Annotated in this window: 19 protein-coding genes; 13 read left to right on the plus strand and 6 right to left on the minus strand. The window is 61.0% G+C overall.

Annotation, left to right across the window (positions count from 1 at the left end):
- Window positions 1-75 precede the first annotated feature (75 nt).
- Both HGO40_RS19230 and HGO40_RS19235 read right to left on the minus strand, forming a co-directional pair.
- Window positions 76-1,677, minus strand: coding sequence for an ABC transporter substrate-binding protein (locus HGO40_RS19230; RefSeq protein ID WP_250964308.1), 1,602 nt, complete (start codon window positions 1,675-1,677; stop codon window positions 76-78).
- Window positions 1,678-1,982: 305 nt separating this feature from the next.
- The gene (locus tag HGO40_RS19235) at window positions 1,983-3,608 is read right to left on the minus strand and encodes an ABC transporter substrate-binding protein (RefSeq protein ID WP_250964309.1); all 1,626 of its coding nucleotides are present in this window, start codon (window positions 3,606-3,608) and stop codon (window positions 1,983-1,985) included.
- Window positions 3,609-5,049: 1,441 nt separating this feature from the next.
- On the opposite strand from HGO40_RS19235, the gene HGO40_RS30905 reads away from it, so the two are divergent.
- From HGO40_RS30905 to HGO40_RS19255, 4 genes are all read left to right on the plus strand, one after another.
- Window positions 5,050-5,364: a DUF6124 family protein gene (locus HGO40_RS30905; protein ID WP_502943331.1), complete on the plus strand. Its 315-nt coding sequence runs from the start codon at window positions 5,050-5,052 to the stop codon at window positions 5,362-5,364.
- Between the two features lie 342 nt (window positions 5,365-5,706).
- A complete protein-coding gene (locus tag HGO40_RS19245; RefSeq protein ID WP_144922719.1) occupies window positions 5,707-5,991 on the plus strand; it encodes a type II toxin-antitoxin system Phd/YefM family antitoxin in 285 nt (94 codons plus the stop codon).
- A complete protein-coding gene (locus tag HGO40_RS19250; protein ID WP_250964311.1) occupies window positions 5,957-6,265 on the plus strand; it encodes a Txe/YoeB family addiction module toxin in 309 nt (102 codons plus the stop codon). The genes HGO40_RS19245 and HGO40_RS19250 overlap by 35 nt, the downstream gene beginning before the upstream one ends.
- Window positions 6,266-6,790: 525 nt before the next feature.
- Window positions 6,791-7,174, plus strand: coding sequence for a DUF6124 family protein (locus HGO40_RS19255; protein ID WP_250964312.1), 384 nt, complete (start codon window positions 6,791-6,793; stop codon window positions 7,172-7,174).
- 200 nt (window positions 7,175-7,374) lie between these two features.
- On the opposite strand, the gene HGO40_RS19260 is transcribed toward HGO40_RS19255, so the two are convergent.
- Window positions 7,375-8,103 carry an SIMPL domain-containing protein gene (locus tag HGO40_RS19260; RefSeq protein ID WP_250964313.1) on the minus strand — a complete coding sequence of 243 codons (729 nt, stop codon included), beginning with the start codon at window positions 8,101-8,103 and terminating at the stop codon, window positions 7,375-7,377.
- Window positions 8,104-8,444: 341 nt separating this feature from the next.
- Between HGO40_RS19260 and HGO40_RS19265 the strand changes: the two genes are divergently transcribed.
- The 9 genes from HGO40_RS19265 (at window position 8,445) to HGO40_RS19305 (ending at window position 20,321) form a co-directional block, all read left to right on the plus strand.
- On the plus strand, window positions 8,445-9,704 hold the full coding sequence (locus HGO40_RS19265) for an ATP-binding protein (protein WP_207963268.1): 1,260 nt from the start codon (window positions 8,445-8,447) through the stop codon (window positions 9,702-9,704).
- Complete coding sequence (locus HGO40_RS19270; protein WP_003177957.1) at window positions 9,701-10,261, plus strand: response regulator transcription factor; 561 nt, start codon at window positions 9,701-9,703, stop codon at window positions 10,259-10,261. Before HGO40_RS19265 ends, HGO40_RS19270 begins: the two co-directional genes overlap by 4 nt.
- Before the next feature lie 91 nt (window positions 10,262-10,352).
- Window positions 10,353-12,080 carry an ABC transporter ATP-binding protein/permease gene (locus tag HGO40_RS19275; protein WP_250964314.1) on the plus strand — a complete coding sequence of 576 codons (1,728 nt, stop codon included), beginning with the start codon at window positions 10,353-10,355 and terminating at the stop codon, window positions 12,078-12,080.
- 145 nt (window positions 12,081-12,225) lie between these two features.
- A complete protein-coding gene (locus HGO40_RS19280; RefSeq protein ID WP_250964315.1) occupies window positions 12,226-12,972 on the plus strand; it encodes a FadR/GntR family transcriptional regulator in 747 nt (248 codons plus the stop codon).
- A gap of 510 nt (window positions 12,973-13,482) precedes the next feature.
- Entirely contained in the window at window positions 13,483-14,394 is a 912-nt protein-coding gene (gene kdgD / locus HGO40_RS19285) for a 5-dehydro-4-deoxyglucarate dehydratase (RefSeq protein WP_250964316.1), read from the plus strand.
- Window positions 14,395-14,523: 129 nt separating this feature from the next.
- Window positions 14,524-15,969 (plus strand): aldehyde dehydrogenase family protein, encoded by a 1,446-nt coding sequence (locus HGO40_RS19290; RefSeq protein ID WP_250964317.1) that lies wholly within the window; start codon window positions 14,524-14,526, stop codon window positions 15,967-15,969.
- Window positions 15,970-16,135: 166 nt separating this feature from the next.
- Window positions 16,136-17,500, plus strand: a complete 1,365-nt coding sequence (locus tag HGO40_RS19295; protein ID WP_250964318.1) for an MFS transporter — start codon at window positions 16,136-16,138, stop codon at window positions 17,498-17,500.
- A 12-nt stretch (window positions 17,501-17,512) separates the two neighbouring features.
- Complete coding sequence (garD, locus tag HGO40_RS19300) at window positions 17,513-19,066, plus strand: galactarate dehydratase (RefSeq protein WP_250964319.1); 1,554 nt, start codon at window positions 17,513-17,515, stop codon at window positions 19,064-19,066.
- 313 nt (window positions 19,067-19,379) lie between these two features.
- The gene (locus HGO40_RS19305) at window positions 19,380-20,321 is read left to right on the plus strand and encodes an AEC family transporter (protein ID WP_186710660.1); all 942 of its coding nucleotides are present in this window, start codon (window positions 19,380-19,382) and stop codon (window positions 20,319-20,321) included.
- Between the two features lie 143 nt (window positions 20,322-20,464).
- Here the strand turns inward: HGO40_RS19305 and HGO40_RS19310 are convergent, their stop codons facing one another.
- From HGO40_RS19310 to HGO40_RS19320, 3 genes are read right to left on the minus strand one after another with little or no spacing between them, the layout of a single operon-like run.
- Entirely contained in the window at window positions 20,465-20,845 is a 381-nt protein-coding gene (locus HGO40_RS19310; RefSeq protein WP_003177973.1) for a carboxymuconolactone decarboxylase family protein, read from the minus strand.
- Window positions 20,842-21,903, minus strand: coding sequence for a calcium/sodium antiporter (locus HGO40_RS19315; protein ID WP_250964321.1), 1,062 nt, complete (start codon window positions 21,901-21,903; stop codon window positions 20,842-20,844). Before HGO40_RS19315 ends, HGO40_RS19310 begins: the two co-directional genes overlap by 4 nt.
- Window positions 21,904-21,952: 49 nt before the next feature.
- Window positions 21,953-22,330 carry a septal ring lytic transglycosylase RlpA family protein gene (locus HGO40_RS19320; RefSeq protein ID WP_122568889.1) on the minus strand — a complete coding sequence of 126 codons (378 nt, stop codon included), beginning with the start codon at window positions 22,328-22,330 and terminating at the stop codon, window positions 21,953-21,955.
- Window positions 22,331-22,490: the final 160 nt, after the last annotated feature.

Here is a 22,490-nt window from a genome sequence, read left to right on the forward strand (position 1 = left end):
ACGCCTGATCGACGAATTCAGGCAAGACGTCTGCGTGAGGGCTTCCAGGGAAGCCCTCGCTGTGCGGCTAGACGGTTATGGGTTCAGGCTGACGCCCGAGAACACGTTGCGACCGAAGGGGCTGACTTTGAACCCTTCGACTTTGGCACTCAGCGGCTGGTTGACCGTCGAGTGGGCAACAGGAGTGATCGGCACTTGCTGCTTGAGCAACTGCTGGGCCTGTTTGTAGAGCACGGTGCGCTGGTCGCGGTCGGTGACGACCTTGGCCTGCTTGATCAGCTTGTCGTAATCCTGGTCACACCACATGGAGTAGTTGTTGCCGCCAATGGCATCGCAGCTGTACAGCGTGCCCAGCCAGTTGTCCGGATCACCGTTGTCGCCGGTCCAACCGATCAGGCTGATGTCGTGCTCGCCGTTCTTGGTGCGCTTGATGTACTCGCCCCATTCGTAGCTGACAATCTTCACTTTCAGGCCGATCTTCGCCCAGTCGGCCTGGAGCATTTCGGCCATCAGCTTGGCGTTGGGGTTGTACGGGCGTTGCACGGGCATGGCCCAGAGGGTGATTTCGGTGCCTTCCTTGACCCCGGCGGCCTTGAGCAGCTCCTTGGCTTTTTCCGGGTTGTAGGGCGTGTCCTTGATGGTGTCGTCGTAGGACCATTGGGTCGGCGGCATGGCGTTCTGCGCCAGTTGGCCGGCGCCCTGGTACACGGCGTTGAGAATGCCTTGCTTGTTCACCGCCATGTCCAGGGCCTGGCGCACTTCGACCTGGTCGAACGGTTTGTGACGGGTGTTGTAGGCGATGTAGCCGAGGTTGAAGCCAGGTTTTTCGATCAGTTGCAGCTTGGGGTCGTTCTTCAAGGCCGGCACGTCGGCCGGACGTGGATGCAGGGTGACCTGGCATTCGTTGGCCTTGAGCTTCTGCACCCGCACCGAGGCGTCGGTGTTGATGGAGAAAATCAGGTTCTTCAGTTTCACCCGTTCCGGCGCCCAGTACTTATCGTTGGCGACGTAGCGGATGTTGGAGTCTTTCTGATAGCTCTTGAATTCGAACGGCCCGGTGCCGATCGGCTTCTGGTTGATGTCGCTCGGCTTGCCGCTCTTGAGCAGTTGGTCGGCGTATTCGGCCGACAGGATCGCGGCGAAGCTCATGGCGATGTTCTGGATGAACGCGGCGTCCACGCTGTTGAGGGTCATGACCACCGTCAGCGGCCCGGTCGCTTCCACCTTGGCGATGTTCTTGTTCAGGCTCATGCCGTTGAAGTACGGGAAGTCGGTGGGGTAGGCCTTGCGGAACGGATGCTGCGGATCGAGCATTCGGTTGAAGGTGAACAGCACGTCGTCGGCGTTGAAATCCCGGGTCGGCGTGAAGTAGTCGGTTGTGTGGAATTTCACCCCTTCGCGCAGGTGGAAGGTGTACTTCAAGCCGTCTTCGGAAATGTCCCAGCTTGTCGCCAGGCCAGGGACGACGGTGGTCGCGCCTTTTTCAAACTCGGCCAGGCGGTTGTACAGCGGATCGGCGGCATCGATATCAGTGGCGGTGGTGTACTGCGCGGTGTCGAAACCGGCGGGGCTGCCTTCGGAACAGAACACCAGGCTGCCGCCGGCGGCTTGGGTGGCGGATGTCGCTGCCAGCAGGCCGGTGCCCAGCAATGCGGATAAAACCAAGGTATGGCGCATGACGCTCCCTCTCTCGTTCGGGGTGTTTGACAGTGAACCGGTGTCCTTCCGGGGACAGGTCCGGCGCACTGAGCTCATTCCATTGCGTAGCGATGCCGCAGGGCTGGCAAGTCGCCCCGGTGACGACGGTATGAGCCGTGGGCCGGGCGGTAAATGCGTAATACCTGAAAGACTGGTGGGAAAAGGCGATACGGCCTAAACCGACTGCTGTGGTACGCAGTGCTTTTGGATGTAGGCGATTTCCTGAGTCTTGGTCTCGGCAGATAAAGCAACGGCGACGTTGAGAACGCCGCCGTTGCTTGTCTTTATTTGCTGACGCTGACGCCGTAGAAGGAGTTCAAGCCAAATGGGCTGATCTTGAAGTCCTGCACGTTGGCGCGCATGGGTTGATACACCGTCGAGTGAGCGATAGGTGTCATCGGCACGGCATCCTTGAGGACGTGTTGTGCCTGTTTGTACAGTTCGGTGCGCTTGGCCTGGTCGGTGGTGCGCTTGGCTTCTTTCACGAGGCCGTCGAACTTCTTGTCACACCATTTGGAGAAGTTGTTGCCGGCCAGCGAGTCGCAGCCGAACAGCACATTGAGCCAGTTGTCCGGGTCACCGTTGTCGCCGCTCCAGCCAATGATCATGGCCTGGTTCTCGCCACCTTTGGAACGCTTGATGTACTCGCCCCATTCGTAGCTGACGATGTTGACGTTCAGGCCGATCTTCTTCCAGTCGGACTGCAGCATCTCGGCCATCAGCTTGGCGTTCGGGTTGTATGGACGCTGTACCGGCATCGCCCACAAGGTGATGTTGGTGCCTTCCTTGACGCCGGCTTCCTTGAGTAGCTCCTTGGCTTTCTCAGGGTCGTACTTGGCATCCTTGATGGTGGTGTCGTAGGACCATTGGGTTGGCGGCATGGCGTTGACGGCCAGTTGGCCAGCGCCCTGGTAGACCGAGTCGATGATCTGCGGCTTGTTGACCGCCATGTCCAACGCCTGGCGGACTTTCAGGTCTGCCAACACGTTCGGCTCGTTGCTGCCCTTGATCTTGTCCATCACGTTGTAGGCGATGTAGCCCAGGTTGAAACCCGCCTGGTCGGGCATCTTCAGTGCCTTGTCTTCCTTCAGGGCCTTGAGGTCGGCCGGGCGTGGGAAGAGGGTGATCTGGCATTCGTTCTTCTTGAGTTTCTGCATGCGCACCGACGGGTCGGTGGTGATGGCGAAGATCAGGTTGTCGATCTTCACGTCGTCAGGCTTCCAGTAGTCCTTGTTCCCGGTGTAGCGGATGTTGGAGTCTTTCTGGTAGCTCTTGAACACGAACGGGCCAGTGCCGACCGGCTTTTGGTTGATGTCCGGGGCCTTGCCATCCTTGAGCAGCTGGGCAGCGTACTCGGCGGACTGGATCGAGGCGAAGCTCATGGCCAGGTTCTGGATGAACGCAGCGTCGACATCTTTGAGGGTGAACTTGACGGTGTGGTCGTCGACTTTATCGATCTTGGTGATGTTGGTGTCCATCCCCATGTCGGTGAAGTACGGGAATTCGGTCGGGTACGCCTTACGGAAAGGGTCGTCCTTGTTGATCATGCGATTGAACGTGAACAGTACGTCGTCGGCGTTGAATTCGCGGGTCGGCTTGAAGTACGGGGTGGTGTGGAACTTGACGCCTTCACGCAGATGGAAGGTGTAGGTGAGGCCGTCTTCGGAAATGTCCCACTTGGTGGCCAGGCCAGGAATCACGGCGGTGCCGCCGCGCTCAAACTGGGTCAGGCGGTTGAACATGGTCTCTGCAGAGGCGTCGAAGTCGGTTCCGGTGGTGTACTGACCAGGGTCGAAGCCGGCCGGGCTGCCTTCGGAGCAGAACACCAGGTTAGTCGCGGCGGAAGCGAAGGGAGCGCTGGCTAACAAGCCTGCACCGACTAAAAACGGAATGACCGCGTGTTTAAGCATGTTGGCCTCATGATTTGTTGTCATTTTTGGATTTGAGGGCGACCTCGTGAGTCGTCCTGCGGATACTTATGCAGGCCCCATACCCAATGCAAGATCCAGAGCGGTTCCAAGTCTGAAACAGTGGCACGAACGTACCTTAATGTCGCATCTGTGTAACTTCTGACGCATTTGATCGTTTGCGCGTGTTTTTTCGGGGCGATTTGCGCCCTTTGCCGGTGCGCCGCGTGGCTTTGGCGCACCGGGAAGGGGCGGGTTTTACTTCTTCAAACCCACGCCGTAGAGCGGTATAGGGCTGAATGGGCTGAGTTTGAGATCCGGCCCTTTTTGTTTATCGCTGTCGGGGGCGCCGTTATCTTCGGCCCAGGGTTCAATCGATGCACCGGCATTGCCCATGGGGGCGAGGGTGGCGCCTGGCGCAACCTTTGGCTTTCTGGAGTGGCGCCTGGGATTTTGCGCATGCTTCGGGGCGAGTCGGTCTTTTAGCCATTGATGGGGTACATATCCGTTGCTGCGGTAACGGCTACTTAGGGTTCCGCCCTTACGGCGGCTCACTTTTTTTCAAACGCCAAAAAAGTAAGCAAAAAAGGCTTGCCCCACCACTCGGTGCCTCGCCTAGGCTCGGCATGCCCGAACGCAGGCATTGCTCCGTGGGCCGCCGCGAAGGGCCATCCATGGCCCAGCGCGGCTATCCCGGCATCCATGCCGGGATGCCCACTGCGCAATGCCTGCGTTCGGCCATCGTGGTTAACGGGGCCTCAAGATCAAAAGCCGGGCCGAGGCGGCCTTATAGCCGACGTGGCTCTTCCGCTCGTACATCTGTCAGATCTGTGGGAGCAAAGCTTGCTCGCGAGGCGGCCTGGTAGCCGACCTGGCTCTCCCGGTCATACCCCAATCCATTGTGGGAGCGAGCCTGCTCGCGAAGGCGGCCTAGTAGCCGGCCTACCTCTCACGGATGTACCCGATCAGTTATGTGCGAGTTTGTTCGCGAAGGCCTGAAAGCCTAGGCGTGAAGGATGCTCATTTCATGCTTAAGAAAAATCTTTTGATTTTTCAAGAAGGCCTGATTTTTCGCTGTCCACATACCATAAAACGTGGACAGTGCTCTCGTGCTGTTTTGGAAATGTCAAAACTATTACGCGACCCCGTTCTGAGAAGATCCCAGCAGAGGTCGAATCAAGATGGCTATGTCCCGTCGACCACCAAACCCGTGGCGAGGGAGCTTGCTCCCGCTGGGGCGCGAAGCGGCCCCAACAGCAGCGACTGCATCCATCTGACGTACCGAGGCGTCAGGTTTGGGGGCTGCTGCGCAGCCCAGCGGGAGCAAGCTCCCTCGCCACGGGTTTGCTGCGCCAGAAAGCGGGATGAGTCATTCATTTGTGTCGGAAGGATCACCGGCCTTGAAACGAAACATCCCACAGCTTTTTAAGATTGCCGCTCGGAAGTGGGCTCTCTAAACTTTTTACTGTCGCTGCAAAACAGCGACCGGGAGTGGGAACCCGAAATTAATAGGTCGCACCGATCAGCGCATCGACAGCCTGTTTTCCGTCCCCGCGAAAGCCGATGCCGACACGCTGTTGACCAGACCTCCGAACCCCTGGCCTCGATAACAGCCATGGCCGAGGACTTGGCTTTCGAAGTGGAAGGCACGCGGCGCAGCGTGGCGTCAGGGATTCATCAGTTGGTGGAGTTGTGTCAGTTGCTGGTGGATAAGGCGTTGGATCAGTTGCAAGCGCCGGCCAGTCCGGCTGAGGGGTAGACAGGGGCGGTCCACCTCATGGTTGGCGCCACCCGGTGAATGAGGAAGCTTGCTCCCTCGTCATTTCGTACACGTCCGAGTTGTTTGGCGCATGGTTGACTGTTGTACAGAACGTTGTACTATGCGCGAACTCAGCTCCCATCGCTTTTGCTGGATGATTGAGGAGGCACCGAGGTTTTGCCAGGTGTCAGATACCTTGTTTCCCCGCTTACCGGCGTGGATTTCAAGTACTCCGTGACTCAGCGGAGGAGACAAGTACCCCGCTTCGATTCTGCGGGAAACTCTCAAACCACCAGGATGGCCCTGGTTTCGCCTGAGCTGGCCTCAGGAGGGAATTAGACGATGCATGTAATAACTTTTAGCCAGGCTCGTGCCGGCCTAAAGCAGACGATGGACGATGTATGCCGAGATCATGAGCCCACGGTCATCACCCGTCAGCGTGGTGATCATGTCGTAATCCTCTCATTGGAGGACTACAACTCAATGGCCGAGACGATGTATCTGTTGGGTACAGAGTCGAATGCCACGCGCTTACGCCGCTCTGTTGCGCTGCACAAAGCCGGGAAAGCCTTTGCCAAGGAGCTCCCTTTAAATGTCGGCAAAACAGAAACAGAAGAACAAAGCTAACGCCCGCGAGAACGTGGTAGTTGCATTCGTGCCAGACGGATGGGAAGACTACCAATACTGGGACGCAAACGATCCAGGCAAACACGCGACGGTAAACGAGCTTATCGAGGCATGCCTCCGTAACCCATTCAAGGGGGTCGGTCGACCCGAACCGTTGAAAGGGGATTTAACGGGCTATTGGTCCCGTCGTATCGACAAAGAACATCGCTTTGTCTATGCCTATGAGAATGACACGCTGACAGTCATTTCATGCCGCTTCCACTACACGAAGTAACGCCTGACAAAAAGCCCGCGATTGCGGGCTTTTGTATTTGTGGTGCCTTGAAAGGTGAAGTTGTCGCAGAGGGCCCGACTCCATTCATCTGACACATTGCGGTGCCGGGTTTGGGGCCGCTGCGCAGCCCAGCGGGAGCAAGCTCCCTCGCCACGGGGGTTGCTGCGTCAGGAGGCGTGATGAGTCATTCATTTGTGTAGGAAGGATCACCGGTCCTGAAACGAAACATCCCACAGCTTTTTAGGGTTGCCGCTCGGAAGTGGGCTCTCTAACCTTTTTCTTGTCGCTGCAACTCAGCGACCGGGCGTGAGAAACCCGAATAATAGGCATCCAGCCTCTGTACCTGCATAATTGCCGCCAGCTTATCCGCTGTCTGTAGATGCGTTATGGCGGCTGTGTGCGGGCAGGCTTCGGTCTGGCCGAGTACCTATTCTCGGATTTCTCACCCCTGCACACAGCTGCCACCACTTTGCCGAGTGAGAAACGGCAAGTGATGGTCCTCATCACAAAAATAGGTACAAATAAATGGTTAAGTCAGTCCCCGACCCACCCTTCAACAAAACCAACCCCCTTTCCGGCTTCGATTCCATCGAAGACCTACTCAAAGACCGCGCCGCCGCCGAGCGTGCCCTCAATCATTACCTCAACCCCAAACCTTCTGAACCTAGCACCGACCAGCGCATCGACAGCCTGTTTTCCGTCACCGCCAAAGCCGACGCCGACACACTACTGACCAGCACCTCCGAAACCCTGGCCTCGATCAAGGCCATGGCCGAGGACCTGGCCTTTGAAGTGGACGGCACGCGCCGCAGTGTGGCGTTGGGGATTCATCAGTTGGTGGAGTTGTGCCAGTTGCTGGTGGACAAGGCGTTGGATCAGCTTGAAACACCGGTCAGCCCAGCACCGTGACCCCCTGTGGCGAGGGAGCTTGCTCCCGCTGGGGCGCGAAGCGGCCCCAACAGCGGCGACTGTATCCATCTGATACACCGAGGTGTCAGGTGTGGGGCCGCTGCGCAGCCCAGCGGGAGCAAGCTCCCTCGCCACGGGAGTTTTGTCGCAGGGCTTCAGGGTTCAGCCAGTACGAAGCTGGCTGAACCCGCTGTCCATCATCACTGCATCAACACCTCAATCGCCCCGTCCGCCGTCATCGTCACCTTGCTGGTGCCCGCTTCCACCTCAGGCGTCACCGACTCAGCATCCATCGACGCCGCTTTCATCATCATCTGCGGGCGCATGTACGGTTGCGGATAACCGTTGGTGTTGAAGTTCAGGTTGACGATTTTATAACCCTTGCCGCCCAAGGCTTCAGTGGCCAGTTGGGCGCGGGCCTTGAAGGCGTTGACGGCGTCCTTGAGCAGGGCGTCCTCGCTGGTCTGGCGGGTGGCGGTGGCGATGGCGAAGTCCATGCCGCCCATTTTCATGTCGCCCAGCAGTTCGCCGGTGAGCTTGGACAGGGCGGCGAAGTCGGCGCTTTCCAGGCGCAGTTCCGCGCGGTCGCGCCAACCGGTGATTTTCCCACCTTTGTTGTCGTAGATCGGGTAGCTGTTGCGGCTGCCCTGGCTCAAGTTGATGCCCTTGACCTGTTTGGCCTGGCCGATGGCTTTGTTCAGGGTGGTGCTGACGGCGGCGGCGAGTTTGGCCGGGTCGGTGTTCTGTTCTTCGGTGTAGAGGGTGACGATCATCAGGTCGCGGGCCACTTCCTGGCTGGCTTCGGCGCGCAGGGAGATCTGGTTGTAGTGCAGCTCATCGGCGGCCAGGGCCGGCAGGCTGGCGACGGTGCCGAGGCTGAGGCTGAGGCTGAGGGCGAGCAGGGCGGCGGGGCGACTGAACGTGTGCATGAAAGCTCCTTGGGATGATGCGCAGGGGTTGGTTCCGGGCCTGCGTGAACGATAAGACTCTAGCGTTTATGGTTGGGTTCGCACAGTTACAACTTCTATACAGATGCGAAACGGATGCGAAGGTTGGTGGAGCTTTTGTGGCGAGGGAGCTTGCTCCCGCTCGGCTGCGTAGCAGTCGTAGTCTTTTGGGCCTGCTGCGCAGCCGAGCGGGAGCAAGCTCCCTCGCCACAGGGGGTATAGGTAGCTTTAGGGCTGTGGCGCTTTGCCGCATATCTGCCGCTGCACGCCGCGCCTTGGTTATACTCCGTGCGATTCGCCTGGAGCGCTCATCAGGAGAGCTCATGCTCGCCCCTTTGCAAATGACTTCCGCCTCTCGCCAGAACCTCTGGCGCCTGACATTCATCCGCATCCTGGTTCTGGCGGCCCAGGCCGGTTCCGTGGGGCTCGCCTATTGGTTCGACCTGCTGCCGCTGCCCTGGCTGCAACTGGCGATCACCCTGGTCTGTTCCAGCGTGCTGTGCGCGCTGACGGCGATTCGCCTGCGCGCCTCGTGGCCGGTGACCGAGTTGGAATATGCCGTACAGCTGGCCTGCGATCTGTTTATCCACAGTGCGCTGCTGTATTTCTCCGGCGGCTCCACCAATCCTTTTGTCTCCTATTACCTGGTGCCGCTGACCATCGCCGCGGTGACATTGCCGTGGCGGTATTCGCTGATCCTTTCCGGCATCGCCCTGGCGCTGTACACCTTGCTGCTGGCGCGTTTCTATCCACTGGAAACCTTCCCCATCGCCCGGGAAAACCTGCAGATCTACGGCATGTGGCTGAGTTTCGCCCTGGCCGCGGCGGTCATCACGTTTTTTGCCGCGCGCATGGCCGAGGAGCTGCGTCGCCAGGAGGAGCTGCGGGCGATCCGCCGCGAAGAAGGCCTGCGGGACGAGCAACTGTTGGCCGTTGCGACCCAGGCCGCCGGTGCCGCCCATGAGTTGGGCACGCCGCTGGCGACCATGAGTGTGCTGCTCAAGGAAATGCGCCAGGATCATAAAGACCCGGCGTTGCAGGAAGACCTCAGCGTGCTGCAGGACCAGGTCAAGCTCTGCAAGGAAACCCTGCAATATCTGGTGCGCGCCGCCGAGGCCAACCGCCGGCTGGACATCGACATGCAGGCGGTCACCTTCTGGCTTGACGATGCCCTGAATCGCTGGCATTTGATGCGTCCGGAGGCCAGCTACCGCTTCCAGTGCCTGGGCAAGGGCACGGTGCCGCGCATGGCGCCGCCGCCGGATTTGACCCAGGCCTTGCTGAACCTGTTGAACAATGCTGCCGACGCCTGCCCCGAAGGCTTGGAAGTGGTATTGGATTGGGATGCCTATGAATTGACGATCTGTATCCGCGACCACGGCGCCGGTGTGCCGCTGGCGATTGCCGAGCAGATCGGCAAACCGTTTTTCACGACCAAGGGCAAGGGTTTCGGCCTGGGCCTGTTCTTGAGCAAAGCCAGCGTGACACGCGCTGGCGGCTCGGTGAAACTCTACCCCCATGAGGAAGGCGGCACGCTCACCGAGCTGCGCCTGCCCCATGCCGACCGAGGAGACGAAACATGAGCGACGAGATCCAAGTCGACGGCGAAGAACTGCCGCACCTGCTGCTGGTGGATGACGACGCCACCTTCACCCGCGTCATGGCCCGGGCCATGTCCCGCCGCGGTTTTCGCGTGAGCACTGCAGGTTCTGCCGAGGAGGGCCTGACCATCGCCCAGGCTGACCTGCCGGACTATGCCGCCCTCGACCTGAAGATGGACGGCGATTCGGGCCTGGTACTGCTGCCCAAACTGCTGGAGCTGGACCCGGAGATGCGCGTGGTGATCCTCACCGGTTATTCGAGCATCGCCACCGCGGTCGAGGCCATCAAGCGCGGCGCTTGCAACTACCTGTGCAAACCAGCGGATGCCGATGACGTGCTGGCGGCGCTGTTGTCCGAACACGCCGACCTCGACACCCTGGTGCCGGAAAACCCCATGTCGGTGGATCGCCTGCAATGGGAACACATCCAGCGCGTGCTGACCGAGCACGAAGGCAATATCTCCGCCACCGCCCGCGCCTTGGGCATGCATCGGCGAACCTTGCAGCGCAAATTGCAAAAGCGTCCTGTGCGTCGCTGAACCTGCGCTGAACAAATGCTGTCCACCCTCGCGACACATCGGGCCGTTGCTTTATGATCGGCCCGAGTTTTTTCTCCTATGAGCCTTAACCATGAATCAGAACGCTGAATATTCCGCGGTCAATGACGCGGTGCGCGGCCAGTTTTTCCGCCGTGTCTGGCAGATGACCACGCCGTACTGGCGCAGTGAGGAGAAGGGCAAGGCCTGGACGCTGTTGATTGCCGTCATCGCGCTGTCGTTGTTCAGCGTGGCAATCTCGGTGTGGGTCAACAGTTGGTACAGGGACTTCTATAACGCCCTCCAAGAGAAGGACACTGCGGCATTCTGGCGGTTGATCCTGTATTTCTGCGGCATTGCGGCGGTGGCGATCCTCGGCGCGGTGTACCGTTTGTATCTCACGCAGATGCTCACCATTCGCTGGCGGGCCTGGCTCACCGAGCAGCATTTTGCCCGCTGGCTCAACAACAAGAATTACTACCGGCTGGAGCAGGGCGGCTATACCGATAACCCCGACCAGCGGATTTCCGAAGACCTCAACAGTTTCACCTCCAACACACTGGAACTGGGCCTGGGGCTGCTTCGCACGGTCGTCAGCCTAGTGTCGTTCTCGATTATCTTGTGGGGCGTGTCAGGCAGCATCGAAGTGTTCGGCTACACCATCCCTGGCTATATGTTCTGGTGCGCGTGGGTATATGCGGCGGTGGGCAGTTGGCTGACGCACTTGATCGGCCGTCGCCTGATCGGCCTGAATAACAACCAGCAGCGTTTCGAAGCCGACCTGCGTTTTTCCATGGTGCGGGTGCGCGAGAACGCCGAGAGCATCGCGCTGTATGGCGGCGAGCCCAACGAGAATCGTCGCCTGAGCGGTCGTTTCGGCCTGGTCTGGCACAACTTCTGGGACATCATGCGGGTGTCCAAGCGCCTGACGTTCTTCACGTCCGGCTACGGCCAGATCGCGATCATCTTCCCGTTCATCGTCGCCGCGCCGCGTTATTTCGCGGGCAAGATCCAGCTGGGCGAGCTTATGCAGATCAACTCCGCGTTCGGTAACGTGCAGGAGAACTTCAGTTGGTTCATCACCGCCTACGCCAACCTCGCCGCGTGGCGCGCCACCTGTGACCGTCTGCTGAGTTTCCGCCAGGCGATGAGTGACAACGAAGACCGCGTGCCGGCCATCGATGTGCAGAACCAGGGCGACGCGTTGGCGGTCCGCAACCTCGGGTTGGACCTGGCTGACGGGCGTCATCTGCTCGACAACGCCGATATGAATGTGGAACCTGGCGAGCGGGTCATGCTCAGCGGTCGTTCCGGCAGCGGCAAATCCACCCTGTTGCGCGCGATGGGGCATTTGTGGCCTGCGGGGCACGGGACGATCCGGCTTCCGGCGGCGCGCTATTTGTTCCTGCCGCAAAAACCCTACCTGCCGATTGGCAGCCTGCGGGAAGTATTGAGTTATCCACAGGCCGGCGATGTCTACCCCAACGAACGTTATGCACAGGTGCTGGAAACCTGCCGCCTGCCGCACCTGATCCCGCGCCTGGACGAAAGCAACCACTGGCAGCGCATGCTCTCGCCTGGCGAGCAACAACGCCTGGCCTTTGCCCGCGCATTGCTTTATGCACCGCTTTGGTTGTACATGGACGAAGCGACCTCGGCGATGGATGAAGAAGACGAGGCGACGCTGTATCAGGCGCTTATCGACCAGCTGCCGGGCCTGAGCATTGTCAGCGTTGGTCACCGAAGCAGTTTGAAACGGTTCCATCCGCGACATGTGCGTATCGAAAATGGCCAACTGGTGGAGCGCACCGTAACCGTCTGACCACCGAAAAACCTGTGGGAGCGGGCTTGCTCGCGAAGCAGCCGACTCGGTGCCAGCACCCGACTCGCCACTGCACCCCCGGTGATCGTACAACCACGTTGCGCTATGATGTTGTCATTCAGCCGCTTGCCGAGACACAGACACAATGGAAAACCCGATCGACGTACCCCGCCTTCCCCGCAAGCGCCGCAGCCTGGCGCAGGAGCTGGTGACGGTGCTGACCGAGCAGATTCGCGACGGTCTGCTCAAGCGCGGTGATAAATTGCCCACCGAGTCGGCGATCATGGAAGCCCATGGCGTCAGCCGCACCGTGGTGCGCGAGGCGATTTCCCGGTTGCAGGCGGCCGGCCAGGTGGAAACTCGCCATGGCATCGGCACCTTCGTGCTGGACACGCCCAGCCCGAGCGGTTTCCGCATCGACCCGGCCACCGTGGTTACCTTGCGGGACGTGTTGGCGATCCTGGAATTGCGCATCAGCCTGGAAGTGGAATCCGCCGGGCTCGCGGCGCAGCGTCGCAGCGACGAGCAACTGGCGACGATGCGTGCCGCCCTCGACGCCTTGCAGGAAAGCGCCGCCCATGCCAGCGACGCGGTGGCCTCGGACTTCGCCTTCCACCTGGAAATCGCCCTGTCCACCGGCAACCGCTACTTCACCGACATCATGACCCACTTGGGCACCAGCATCATCCCGCGTACCCGGCTGAACTCGGCGCGCCTGGCCCACGACGACCACCAGCACTACATGGACCGCCTGAGCCGTGAGCACGAGGAAATCTACGAAGCCATCGCCCGCCAGGACTCCGACGCCGCCCGTGCGGCCATGCGCTTGCACCTGACCAACAGCCGGGAAAGGCTGCGCCAGGCCCATGAAGAGGCGCAGGCGCAGGGCTAGCTTTTGTCAGTTGAGATGAGGTGAGCCACTGCTTTTGTGGCGAGGGGATTTATCCCCGCTGGGGTGCGAAGCAGCCCCGGAACTGACGCCTCCGTGTGTCATATCTGATTGAGTCGTCGCCTTTCGGGTTGCTGCGCAACCCAGCGGGGATAAATCCCCTCGCCACAGCGGAGCGGTGTCCGGCTTTGTATCCGTGTGCCCGTCTGGACCTACGGCCGGGCCTCGCACGGCCATACGTGGGTTAGGGCCCCATGCCGTAACGGCGCCTACTGGCAGCGTTGACAGTGACGACGAGCGGTCCTGATGCTCGTCCGGCAAGTTTCATCCGTCTTCCAATCTCCTCCAAAGCCCCGGTTTGCAAGGCTGCAAGGCGATTTCCCCTGGGCCAGGCCCCGACAAAAGACGAAATGCAGTTGACGTTCACATTTTAAGTTGTACGATGACCTACAACTTCACATGAAGCTGAACCGTTTCCTACAACACAACATTTGCGTCCAGGGTGTTCGAATAATGAATCCACAAGAACTGAAGTCCATCCTCTCGTCTGGCCTGCTGTCGTTCCCGGTCACCGATTTCACTGCCAATGGCGATTTCAATCGCGACAGCTACATCAAGCGCCTTGAGTGGCTGGCCCCGTACGGCGCCTCTGCACTGTTCGCAGCGGGCGGCACCGGTGAATTCTTCTCCCTGGCCGCCAGCGAGTATTCCCAAGTCATCAAGACGGCTGTCGATACCTGCGCCACCAGCGTGCCAATCCTCGCCGGCGTCGGCGGTGCCACCCGCCAGGCCATCGAGTACGCTCAAGAAGCCGAGCGCCTGGGTGCCAAGGGCCTGTTGCTGCTGCCGCACTACCTGACCGAAGCCAGCCAGGACGGCGTTGCCGCCCACGTTGAAGCCGTGTGCAAATCGGTAAAAATCGGCGTGGTGGTGTACAACCGCAACGTTTGCCGCCTGAACGCCGCTCAGCTGGAGCAACTGGCCGAGCGCTGCCCGAACCTGATCGGCTACAAGGATGGCCTGGGCGATATCGAACTGATGGTGTCGATCCGTCGTCGCCTCGGCGATCGTTTCAGCTACCTGGGCGGCCTGCCGACCGCTGAAGTCTACGCTGCGGCCTACAAGGCCCTGGGCGTGCCGGTCTACTCCTCGGCGGTGTTCAACTACATCCCGAAAGCCGCGATGGACTTCTACCACGCCATTGCCCGCGAAGATCACGCCACTGTCGGCAAGATCATCGACGACTTCTTCCTGCCTTACCTGGACATCCGCAACCGCAAGGCTGGTTACGCGGTGAGCATCGTCAAGGCCGGTGCGAAGATCGTTGGCTATGACGCGGGCCCTGTGCGCACGCCGCTGCCCGCCCTGCTGCCAGAAGAATACGAAGCCCTGGCCGCGCTGATCGACAAGCAAGGCAAGCAGTAACAGACCCGACAAGGCCGCTGAGCAATCAGCGGCTTTTTGCGTAAGGCTTGATCGTTTCCGCGCATCGCGTGGAAATGCAGCCAGGGACGCACTGCGTTCCTAGACAGCTTTTGTGAGAGGAGAAGCTCCGTGGCAGATGCAAAGCGTTTCGATAACTACATCAACGGTGAGTGGGTGGCCGGTGCTGACTATTGCACCAACATTAACCCGTCTGACTTGTCCGATGTCATCGGTGAATACGCCAAGGCTGACGCAGCGCAAGTCAACGCCGCCATCGAAGCCGCCCGCGCCGCGTTCCCGGCCTGGTCGACCTCGGGCATCCAGGCCCGCCATGATGCGCTGGACAAAGTCGGCACCGAGATCCTCGCCCGCCGTGAAGAACTCGGCCAACTGCTGGCCCGGGAAGAGGGCAAGACCCTGCCCGAAGCCATCGGCGAAGTGACCCGCGCCGGCAACATTTTCAAATTCTTCGCCGGTGAATGCCTGCGCCTGTCTGGCGACTACGTGCCATCGGTGCGCCCGGGCGTCAACGTCGAAGTGACCCGCGAAGCCCTCGGCGTGGTTGGCCTGATCACCCCGTGGAACTTCCCGATCGCCATTCCCGCCTGGAAAATCGCCCCGGCCCTGGCCTACGGCAACTGCGTGGTGATCAAGCCCGCCGAGTTGGTGCCGGGCTGCGCCTGGGCCCTGGCCGAGATCATTTCCCGCGCCGGTTTCCCGGCCGGTGCGTTCAACCTGGTGATGGGCAGCGGCCGCGTGGTCGGTGACATCCTGGTCAACAGCCCGAAAGTCGACGGCATCAGCTTCACCGGTTCCGTGGGCGTAGGCCGCCAGATCGCTGTCAACTGCGTGGCGCGCCAGGCCAAGGTGCAGTTGGAAATGGGCGGCAAGAACCCGCAAATCATCCTCGACGACGCCGACCTCAAGCAGGCCGTCGAACTGGCGGTGCAGAGCGCGTTCTACTCCACCGGCCAGCGTTGCACGGCCTCCAGTCGCCTGATCGTCACCGCCGGCATCCACGACAAGTTCGTCGAGGCCATGGCCGAGCGCATGCAGTCGATCAAGGTCGGTCATGCGCTGAAAGCTGGCACCGACATTGGCCCGGTGGTTTCCGAAGCCCAGCTCAGCCAGGATTTGAAGTACATCGACATCGGCCAGAGCGAAGGTGCGCGGCTGGTCAGCGGTGGCGGCCTGGTGACGTGCGACACCGAAGGTTATTTCCTGGCGCCGACTCTGTTCGCCGACAGCGAAGCCTCGATGCGCATCAGCCGCGAAGAGATCTTCGGCCCGGTGGCCAACGTCGTGCGCGTGGCCGACTACGAGGCGGCGCTGGCGATGGCCAACGACACCGAGTTCGGTCTGTCGGCTGGTATTGCTACCACCTCGCTGAAGTACGCCAACCACTTCAAGCGCCATTCCCAGGCGGGCATGGTGATGGTCAACCTGCCAACCGCCGGCGTGGATTACCACGTGCCATTCGGCGGGCGCAAAGGTTCGTCCTATGGTTCGCGTGAGCAAGGTCGCTACGCGCAAGAGTTCTACACCGTGGTGAAGACCGCTTATATCGGCTCCTGATACACCGCAACACACCTGTAGGAGCTGCCGAAGGCTGCGATCTTTTGACTTTCGCTTGGAGCTCAAGTGTCTGGGGCAAGATCGCAGCCTCGTTGCACTCGACAGCTCCTACAGGGCTTAACACAACATTTACCCGCATAAAAATAAATAGTGGGAGTACTGTTACATGCAAGAGACCAAGCCGACCCGCGTCCGCTATTTGATCCTGCTCATGCTGTTTTTGGTGACGACGATCAACTATGCCGACCGCGCCACCATCGCAATTGCTGGCTCCAGCCTGCAAAAAGACCTCGGCATCGATGCCGTCACCCTCGGTTATATCTTCTCCGCTTTCGGCTGGGCCTACGTGGCCGGGCAGATTCCCGGCGGCTGGCTGCTCGACCGTTTCGGCTCGAAAAAAATCTATGCCTTGAGCATTTTCACCTGGTCGCTGTTCACCGTGCTGCAGGGCTATGTCGGTGAATTCGGCGTGTCCACGGCCGTGGTTGCGCTGTTCATGCTGCGCTTTTTGGTGGGGTTGGCCGAAGCGCCTTCGTTCCCGGGCAACGCCCGGATCGTCGCCGCCTGGTTCCCTACCGCAGAACGCGGCACCGCCTCGGCGATCTTCAACTCGGCGCAGTATTTCGCCACCGTGTTGTTCGCACCGCTGATGGGCTGGATCGTCTACCGCTTCGGCTGGCAGCACGTGTTCATCGTGATGGGCGTGATCGGCATCGTGTTCTCGTTGATCTGGTTGAAAGTGATCTACAGTCCGCGTCAGCATCCGATGATCAACGAGGCCGAGTTCAATCACATCGCTGCCAACGGCGCGATGGTCGACATGGACCAGGACAAGGGCAAGGATAAAAAAACCGACGGTCCGAAGTGGGATTACATCCGCCAACTGCTGACCAACCGCATGATGCTCGGCGTATACCTGGGCCAGTACTGCATCAACGGCATCACCTACTTCTTCCTGACCTGGTTCCCGGTGTACCTGGTGCAGGAACGCGGCATGACCATCCTCAAGGCCGGTTTCATCGCCTCCTTGCCGGCCATCTGCGGGTTTATCGGTGGCGTCCTCGGCGGGGTGATTTCCGACTACCTGCTGCGCAAGGGCCACTCGCTGACCTTCGCCCGCAAGGCGCCGATCATCGCCGGCCTGCTGGTGTCGAGCAGCATCGTGGCGTGCAACTACGTCGACATCGAATGGATGGTGGTGGGCTTCATGGCCCTGGCGTTCTTCGGTAAAGGCGTCGGCGCACTGGGCTGGGCGGTGGTGTCCGACACCTCGCCAAAACAGATCGCCGGAGTGAGCGGCGGCCTGTTCAACACCTTCGGCAACCTGGCGTCGATCACTACGCCAATCGTCATCGGCTACATCATCAGTTCCACCGGTTCGTTCAAATGGGCGCTGGTGTTCGTCGGTTGCAACGCGCTGATGGCGGTGTTCAGCTACCTGGTCATCGTGGGCCCGATCAAGCGTGTGGTGCTCAAGGAACCCACGGCCAAGGATGCCGATATCTCCAGCCTGTCTGAAGCCAAATCCTGAGGAATGGCGTCCATGAATCTGATTGAACATGCCGATTCGCCCCGTTACATCCGCTTGCACGAGCGGGACAACGTGGTGATCGTCGTCAACGACCAGGGCGTACCGGCCGGGACCGAATTCCCGGACGGCCTGGTCACCGTCGACTTCGTGCCGCAGAGCCACAAGGTTACCCTGGTGGACATTCCCGAGGGCGGCGAGGTGATTCGCTACGGCCAGGTCATCGGCTACGCGCTGCAACCGATCCCTCGCGGCAGTTGGGTCAAGGAAGACCAGTTGCGCATGCCTACCGCGCCGCCACTGGACAGCTTGCCGTTGTCCACCGACGTGCCGGTGGCCGATGCGCCGCTGGAGGGCTACACCTTCGAGGGTTACCGCAACGCCGACGGCACCGTCGGCACGCGCAACATCCTCGGTATCACCACCACGGTGCAGTGCGTGACCGGTGTGCTGGACCATGCGGTCAAGCGCATCAAGGACGAACTGCTGCCCAAGTACCCGAACGTCGATGACGTGGTGGCGCTGACCCACAGCTATGGCTGTGGCGTGGCGATCACCGCCACCGACGCCTACATCCCGATTCGCACCGTGCGCAACCTGGCGCGCAACCCGAACCTGGGGGGCGAGGCACTGGTGATCAGCCTGGGCTGCGAGAAATTGCAGGCCGGGCAGGTGATGCATGAAGGCGACAGCTCGGTGGACCTCAGCGAGCCGTGGCTGTATCGCTTGCAGGATTCCAGTCACGGTTTCACCGAGATGATCGAACAGATCATGGAGCTGGCCGAGACCCGCCTGAAGACACTCGACCAACGTCGCCGCGAAACCGTGCCCGCCTCGGAGCTGATCCTGGGCATGCAGTGCGGTGGCAGCGAAGCGTTTTCCGGTATCACCGCCAACCCGGCCCTGGGCTATGCCTCGGACCTGTTGCTGCGGGCCGGTGCGACGGTGATGTTTTCCGCAGTCACCGAAGTACGCGATGCGATCTACCTGCTGACCTCCCGGGCGCAAACCGAGGAAGTCGCCCAGGAGCTGGTGCGGGAAATGGACTGGTACGACCGTTACCTGGCCATGGGCGAAGCCGATCGCAGTGCCAACACCACACCGGGCAACAAGAAGGGCGGGCTGTCGAACATCGTCGAGAAGTCCCTGGGCTCGATCGTCAAGTCTGGCAGCAGCGCAATCAACGGCGTGCTTGGCCCGGGCGAGCGATTCAAGCAAAAGGGCCTGATTTTCTGCGCCACACCGGCCAGCGATTTTGTCTGCGGCACGTTGCAACTGGCGGCGGGGATGAACTTGCATGTATTCACCACCGGCCGGGGCACACCGTACGGCCTGGCGATGGCGCCAGTGGTAAAGGTCTCGACCCGTACCGAACTGGCCCAGCGCTGGCCGGACCTGATCGACATCGACGCCGGCCGCATCGCCACTGGACGGGCGACCATCGAGGAACTGGGTTGGGAGCTGTTTCACTACTACCTGGACGTGGCCAGCGGCAAGAAACAGACCTGGGCCGAGCGGCACAAGCTGTACAACGACATCACCTTGTTCAACCCGGCGCCGATTACCTGATCCGGCGCTGATCGCGAGCAAGCTCGCTCCCACAGGGAGGTGGGGTGAGTGTGGGTTTTGCGATCGCAGGAGAACCAGTGTGGGAGCGAGCTTGCTCGCGATGGGGGCGGTACATTCAGCATTGATGCAAGCTGACCCGGCGCCTTCGCGAGCAAGCTCGCTCCCACAGGGGGATATGGGGTGAGTGTGGATTTGTGTTCGACGCAGGACAAATGTGGGAGCGAACTTGCTCGCGATAGCGCTCTAACAGACGCCAATGCCGTGAGTGGCTTATCATTAGCCACCTAACGACACCCTTCTCAAGGTTCCCGGCATGCTGGCAATTTTCCTCGAAACCCTGAACGTCACCGCGCCGGTGTTCGCCATGCTGTTTCTGGGGACGCTGCTCAAGCGCATCGACTGGATCAACGACAACTTCATCCACATCGCCTCGTCCCTGGTGTTCAACGTCACCATGCCGGCGCTGTTGTTCCTTGGCATCCTGCACGCCGACCTGCACGCGGCGTTGCAGCCTGACCTGCTGATTTATTTCTCCATCGCCACCCTGGTGAGCTTTGCAATGGCCTGGGGCTGGGCCATCTGGCGTTGCCCGCGCGAAGACCGCGGCATCTACACACAGGGCGCGTTTCGCGGCAACAACGGTGTGATCGGCCTGGCGCTGGCGGCGAGCATGTATGGCGACTACGGGATTTCCCTGGGTTCGATTCTCGCGGCGCTGGTGATCCTGTTCTACAACACCTTGTCGACCATCGTGCTGGCGGTCTACAGCCCGGTGATCAAGTCCGATCCGTGGAGCATCTGCAAAAGCGTGATCAGCAACCCGCTGATCATCAGTGTGATCGCCGCCGCGCCGTTCGCCTATTGGCAGATCGGCCTGCCGAACTGGTTCGAGACCTCGGCCAAATACCTGTCGCAAATGACCTTGCCCCTGGCGCTGATCTGCATCGGCGGCACGCTGTCCCTGGCGGCCCTGCGCAAGAGCGGCAAGATGGCCCTGAGTTCGAGCCTGGTGAAAATGGTCGGCCTGCCGCTGGTGACCACCCTCGGTGCGTGGCTCTGGGGCTTTCGCGGGGCGGAACTGGGGATCCTCTTCCTGTACTTCGGCAGCCCCACCGCGGCGGCCAGTTTCGTCATGGCCCGGGCGGCCGATGGCAACCATGAACTGGCGGCGGCGATCATCGTCATCACCACCTTGATGGCGGCGATTACCACCAACCTGGGGATCTTTGTGTTGCAGTGGGGTGGGTGGATCTAGCTTCAGGTTTGCAGCGCTCTTTCGTTCCATTCGCGAGCAAGCCCGCTCCCACATTCGCTCGCATTTCCATGGAAGAACGCAGTCAATGTGGGAGCGGGCTTGCTCGCGAAGAGGCCTGGCCTGTCACCGCAAGGCTTGGGCCTTCACTCAGGTTTCTGGTAGCTATCGATCACTTCCTGCGCCGCCCGAAACGCATCGATCGCCGCCGGCACGCCCGCATACACCGCGCAATGCAGCAACGCCTCGCGAATCTCCTCAACGGTGCAGCCATTGTTCAGCGCGCCGCGCACGTGGCCCTTGAGTTCCTGGGGGCACTTGAGGGCGGTGAGGGCGGCGAGGGTGATCAGGCTGCGGGTCTTCAGCGGCAGGCCTTCGCGGCTCCAGACACTGCCCCAGGCGTGCTCATTGACGAAGTCCTGCAATGGCTGGGTGAACTCGGTGGCATTGCCCAGGGCGCGGTCGACGAACGCATCGCCCATCACTTGGCGGCGCATGTCGAGGCCGGTCTTTGGAGTGTCGGTCATGGCAAATCCCTCTTGTGGTGTTGGCGGCGCCAGGCGCGCAGGGAGGTGAACAGCAAAAACGCGAGCAGGGCCGGCAGCACGTAGAACAGCATCAGTCGTTCCAGTTGGCCGGCCAGGGGCATGCCGGTGGTGAACGAGATCACGTGCAGCCCATAGGCCGTGTACAAGCCCAGGAACAGCAGGCCTTCGGCGCGAGTGACGCGGTAGCCGGAATAGAACACCGGCAGGCACAGCACCGCCACGCCGAGCATCACCGGCAGGTCGAAATCCAGGGCGTTCGGCGACACCGACAGTGGCGTGGGCGCGGTGAGGGCGGTCACACCGAGCACGCCCAGCAGGTTGAACAGGTTACTGCCGATCACGTTGCCCACCGCAATGTCCCGCTGGCCGCGCAGGGCGGCGAGCAGCGAGGTGGCCAGCTCCGGCAGCGAGGTGCTGACGGCGACGATGGTCAGGCCGATGATGCGTTCCGAAAGCCCGAGGTCCGTCGCCACTTCCACCGCCGCGCCCAGCAACAGGTGGCCGGCGAATATCAGCATGGTCAGGCCCGCCGCAATCATCAGCACACTCTTGACCCAGGACATGTGGGCCACGTCGCCGCCCACCGGGTGCGGTCGCGCCGAGTGCCGGGACTGGCGCAACAACAGCCCGAGGTACACCGCCAGGGCCAGCAGCAGCCAGGCGCCATCCAAGCGGGTCAGTTCCTCATTCAATGCCAGCACGAACACCAGCAGGCTGGCGCCGATCATCAACGGGATGTCCAGACGCACCAGTTGGCGCGAGACGCGCAACGGAATGATCAGCGCCGACAGCCCCAGCGTGACGAGGATGTTGAAGATGCTGCTGCCGATCACACTGCCCACGGCGATGTCGGCGTTTTGCGCCAGGGTCGCCTGCAGGCTGACGGCCATTTGTGGCGCGCTGCTGCCGAACGCGACGACGGTCAGGCCGATGATCAGCGGTCGTACCTGCAGGCGTGCCGCCAGGCCCACGGCGGCGCGCACCAACAGCTCGGCGCCGCCGATCAGCAACAGCAGGGCGCCGAACAACTCGATCAGGCTGAGCAGCGGTAGGGCGGTGAGTAGGGAAATGGCCGGGCTCCGTCTATCAGTCGTCGAGGGCTTGCACACGCACCCGGGCAGTGCCGCTGCGCAACATGCCCAGTTGCTCGGCGGCTTCGCGGGACACATCGATCAAACGGCCACGAGTATACGGGCCGCGGTCGTTGATGCGGACCACGACGCTGTCGTTGTTTTTCAGGTTGGTGACTTTCACCCGGGTGCCGAACGGCAACTGGCGATGGGCGGCGGTCAGGCCATGCTGGTTGAAACGCTCGCCGCTGGCGGTGCGCTTGCCATGGTGCCGGGCACCGTAATAAGAAGCGACGCCGGTCTGGTCGTAGCCGTGTGGATCGACCGTCCCGCTCTGGCTGGCGCAACCGGCCAGCAGGGACAGCAGGGCGCAGGCGCCGAGGAGACGCTTCATGTAGGGGCTTCCCACATCAGTGTGGTTGTGAAAGTTATTGTGGCGAGGGAGCTTGCTCCCGCTGGGTCGCGCAGCGGCCCCCAACAATCTGTTGCCAGACATAGGGGGCCGCTGCCCCCCCCCAGGCTCTTATAAACATCAGGCGCTGCCGACGAAGAGG

It is taken from the genome of Pseudomonas sp. CG7 (assembly GCF_023701885.1).
In the GTDB taxonomy this organism is placed as follows: domain Bacteria; phylum Pseudomonadota; class Gammaproteobacteria; order Pseudomonadales; family Pseudomonadaceae; genus Aquipseudomonas; species Aquipseudomonas zanjanensis.

Coding starts and splice junctions, on each gene's coding strand:
- HGO40_RS19230 (WP_250964308.1), bottom strand. CDS start 1,677: ATGCGCCATACCTTGGTTTTATCCGCATTGCTGGGCACCGGCCTGCTG.
- HGO40_RS19235 (WP_250964309.1), bottom strand. CDS start 3,608: ATGCTTAAACACGCGGTCATTCCGTTTTTAGTCGGTGCAGGCTTGTTA.
- HGO40_RS19245 (WP_144922719.1), top strand. CDS start 5,707: ATGCATGTAATAACTTTTAGCCAGGCTCGTGCCGGCCTAAAGCAGACG.
- HGO40_RS19250 (WP_250964311.1), top strand. CDS start 5,957: ATGTCGGCAAAACAGAAACAGAAGAACAAAGCTAACGCCCGCGAGAAC.
- HGO40_RS19255 (WP_250964312.1), top strand. CDS start 6,791: ATGGTTAAGTCAGTCCCCGACCCACCCTTCAACAAAACCAACCCCCTT.
- HGO40_RS19260 (WP_250964313.1), bottom strand. CDS start 8,103: ATGCACACGTTCAGTCGCCCCGCCGCCCTGCTCGCCCTCAGCCTCAGC.
- HGO40_RS19265 (WP_207963268.1), top strand. CDS start 8,445: ATGCTCGCCCCTTTGCAAATGACTTCCGCCTCTCGCCAGAACCTCTGG.
- HGO40_RS19270 (WP_003177957.1), top strand. CDS start 9,701: ATGAGCGACGAGATCCAAGTCGACGGCGAAGAACTGCCGCACCTGCTG.
- HGO40_RS19275 (WP_250964314.1), top strand. CDS start 10,353: ATGAATCAGAACGCTGAATATTCCGCGGTCAATGACGCGGTGCGCGGC.
- HGO40_RS19280 (WP_250964315.1), top strand. CDS start 12,226: ATGGAAAACCCGATCGACGTACCCCGCCTTCCCCGCAAGCGCCGCAGC.
- kdgD (WP_250964316.1), top strand. CDS start 13,483: ATGAATCCACAAGAACTGAAGTCCATCCTCTCGTCTGGCCTGCTGTCG.
- HGO40_RS19295 (WP_250964318.1), top strand. CDS start 16,136: ATGCAAGAGACCAAGCCGACCCGCGTCCGCTATTTGATCCTGCTCATG.
- garD (WP_250964319.1), top strand. CDS start 17,513: ATGAATCTGATTGAACATGCCGATTCGCCCCGTTACATCCGCTTGCAC.
- HGO40_RS19305 (WP_186710660.1), top strand. CDS start 19,380: ATGCTGGCAATTTTCCTCGAAACCCTGAACGTCACCGCGCCGGTGTTC.
- HGO40_RS19310 (WP_003177973.1), bottom strand. CDS start 20,845: ATGACCGACACTCCAAAGACCGGCCTCGACATGCGCCGCCAAGTGATG.
- HGO40_RS19320 (WP_122568889.1), bottom strand. CDS start 22,330: ATGAAGCGTCTCCTCGGCGCCTGCGCCCTGCTGTCCCTGCTGGCCGGT.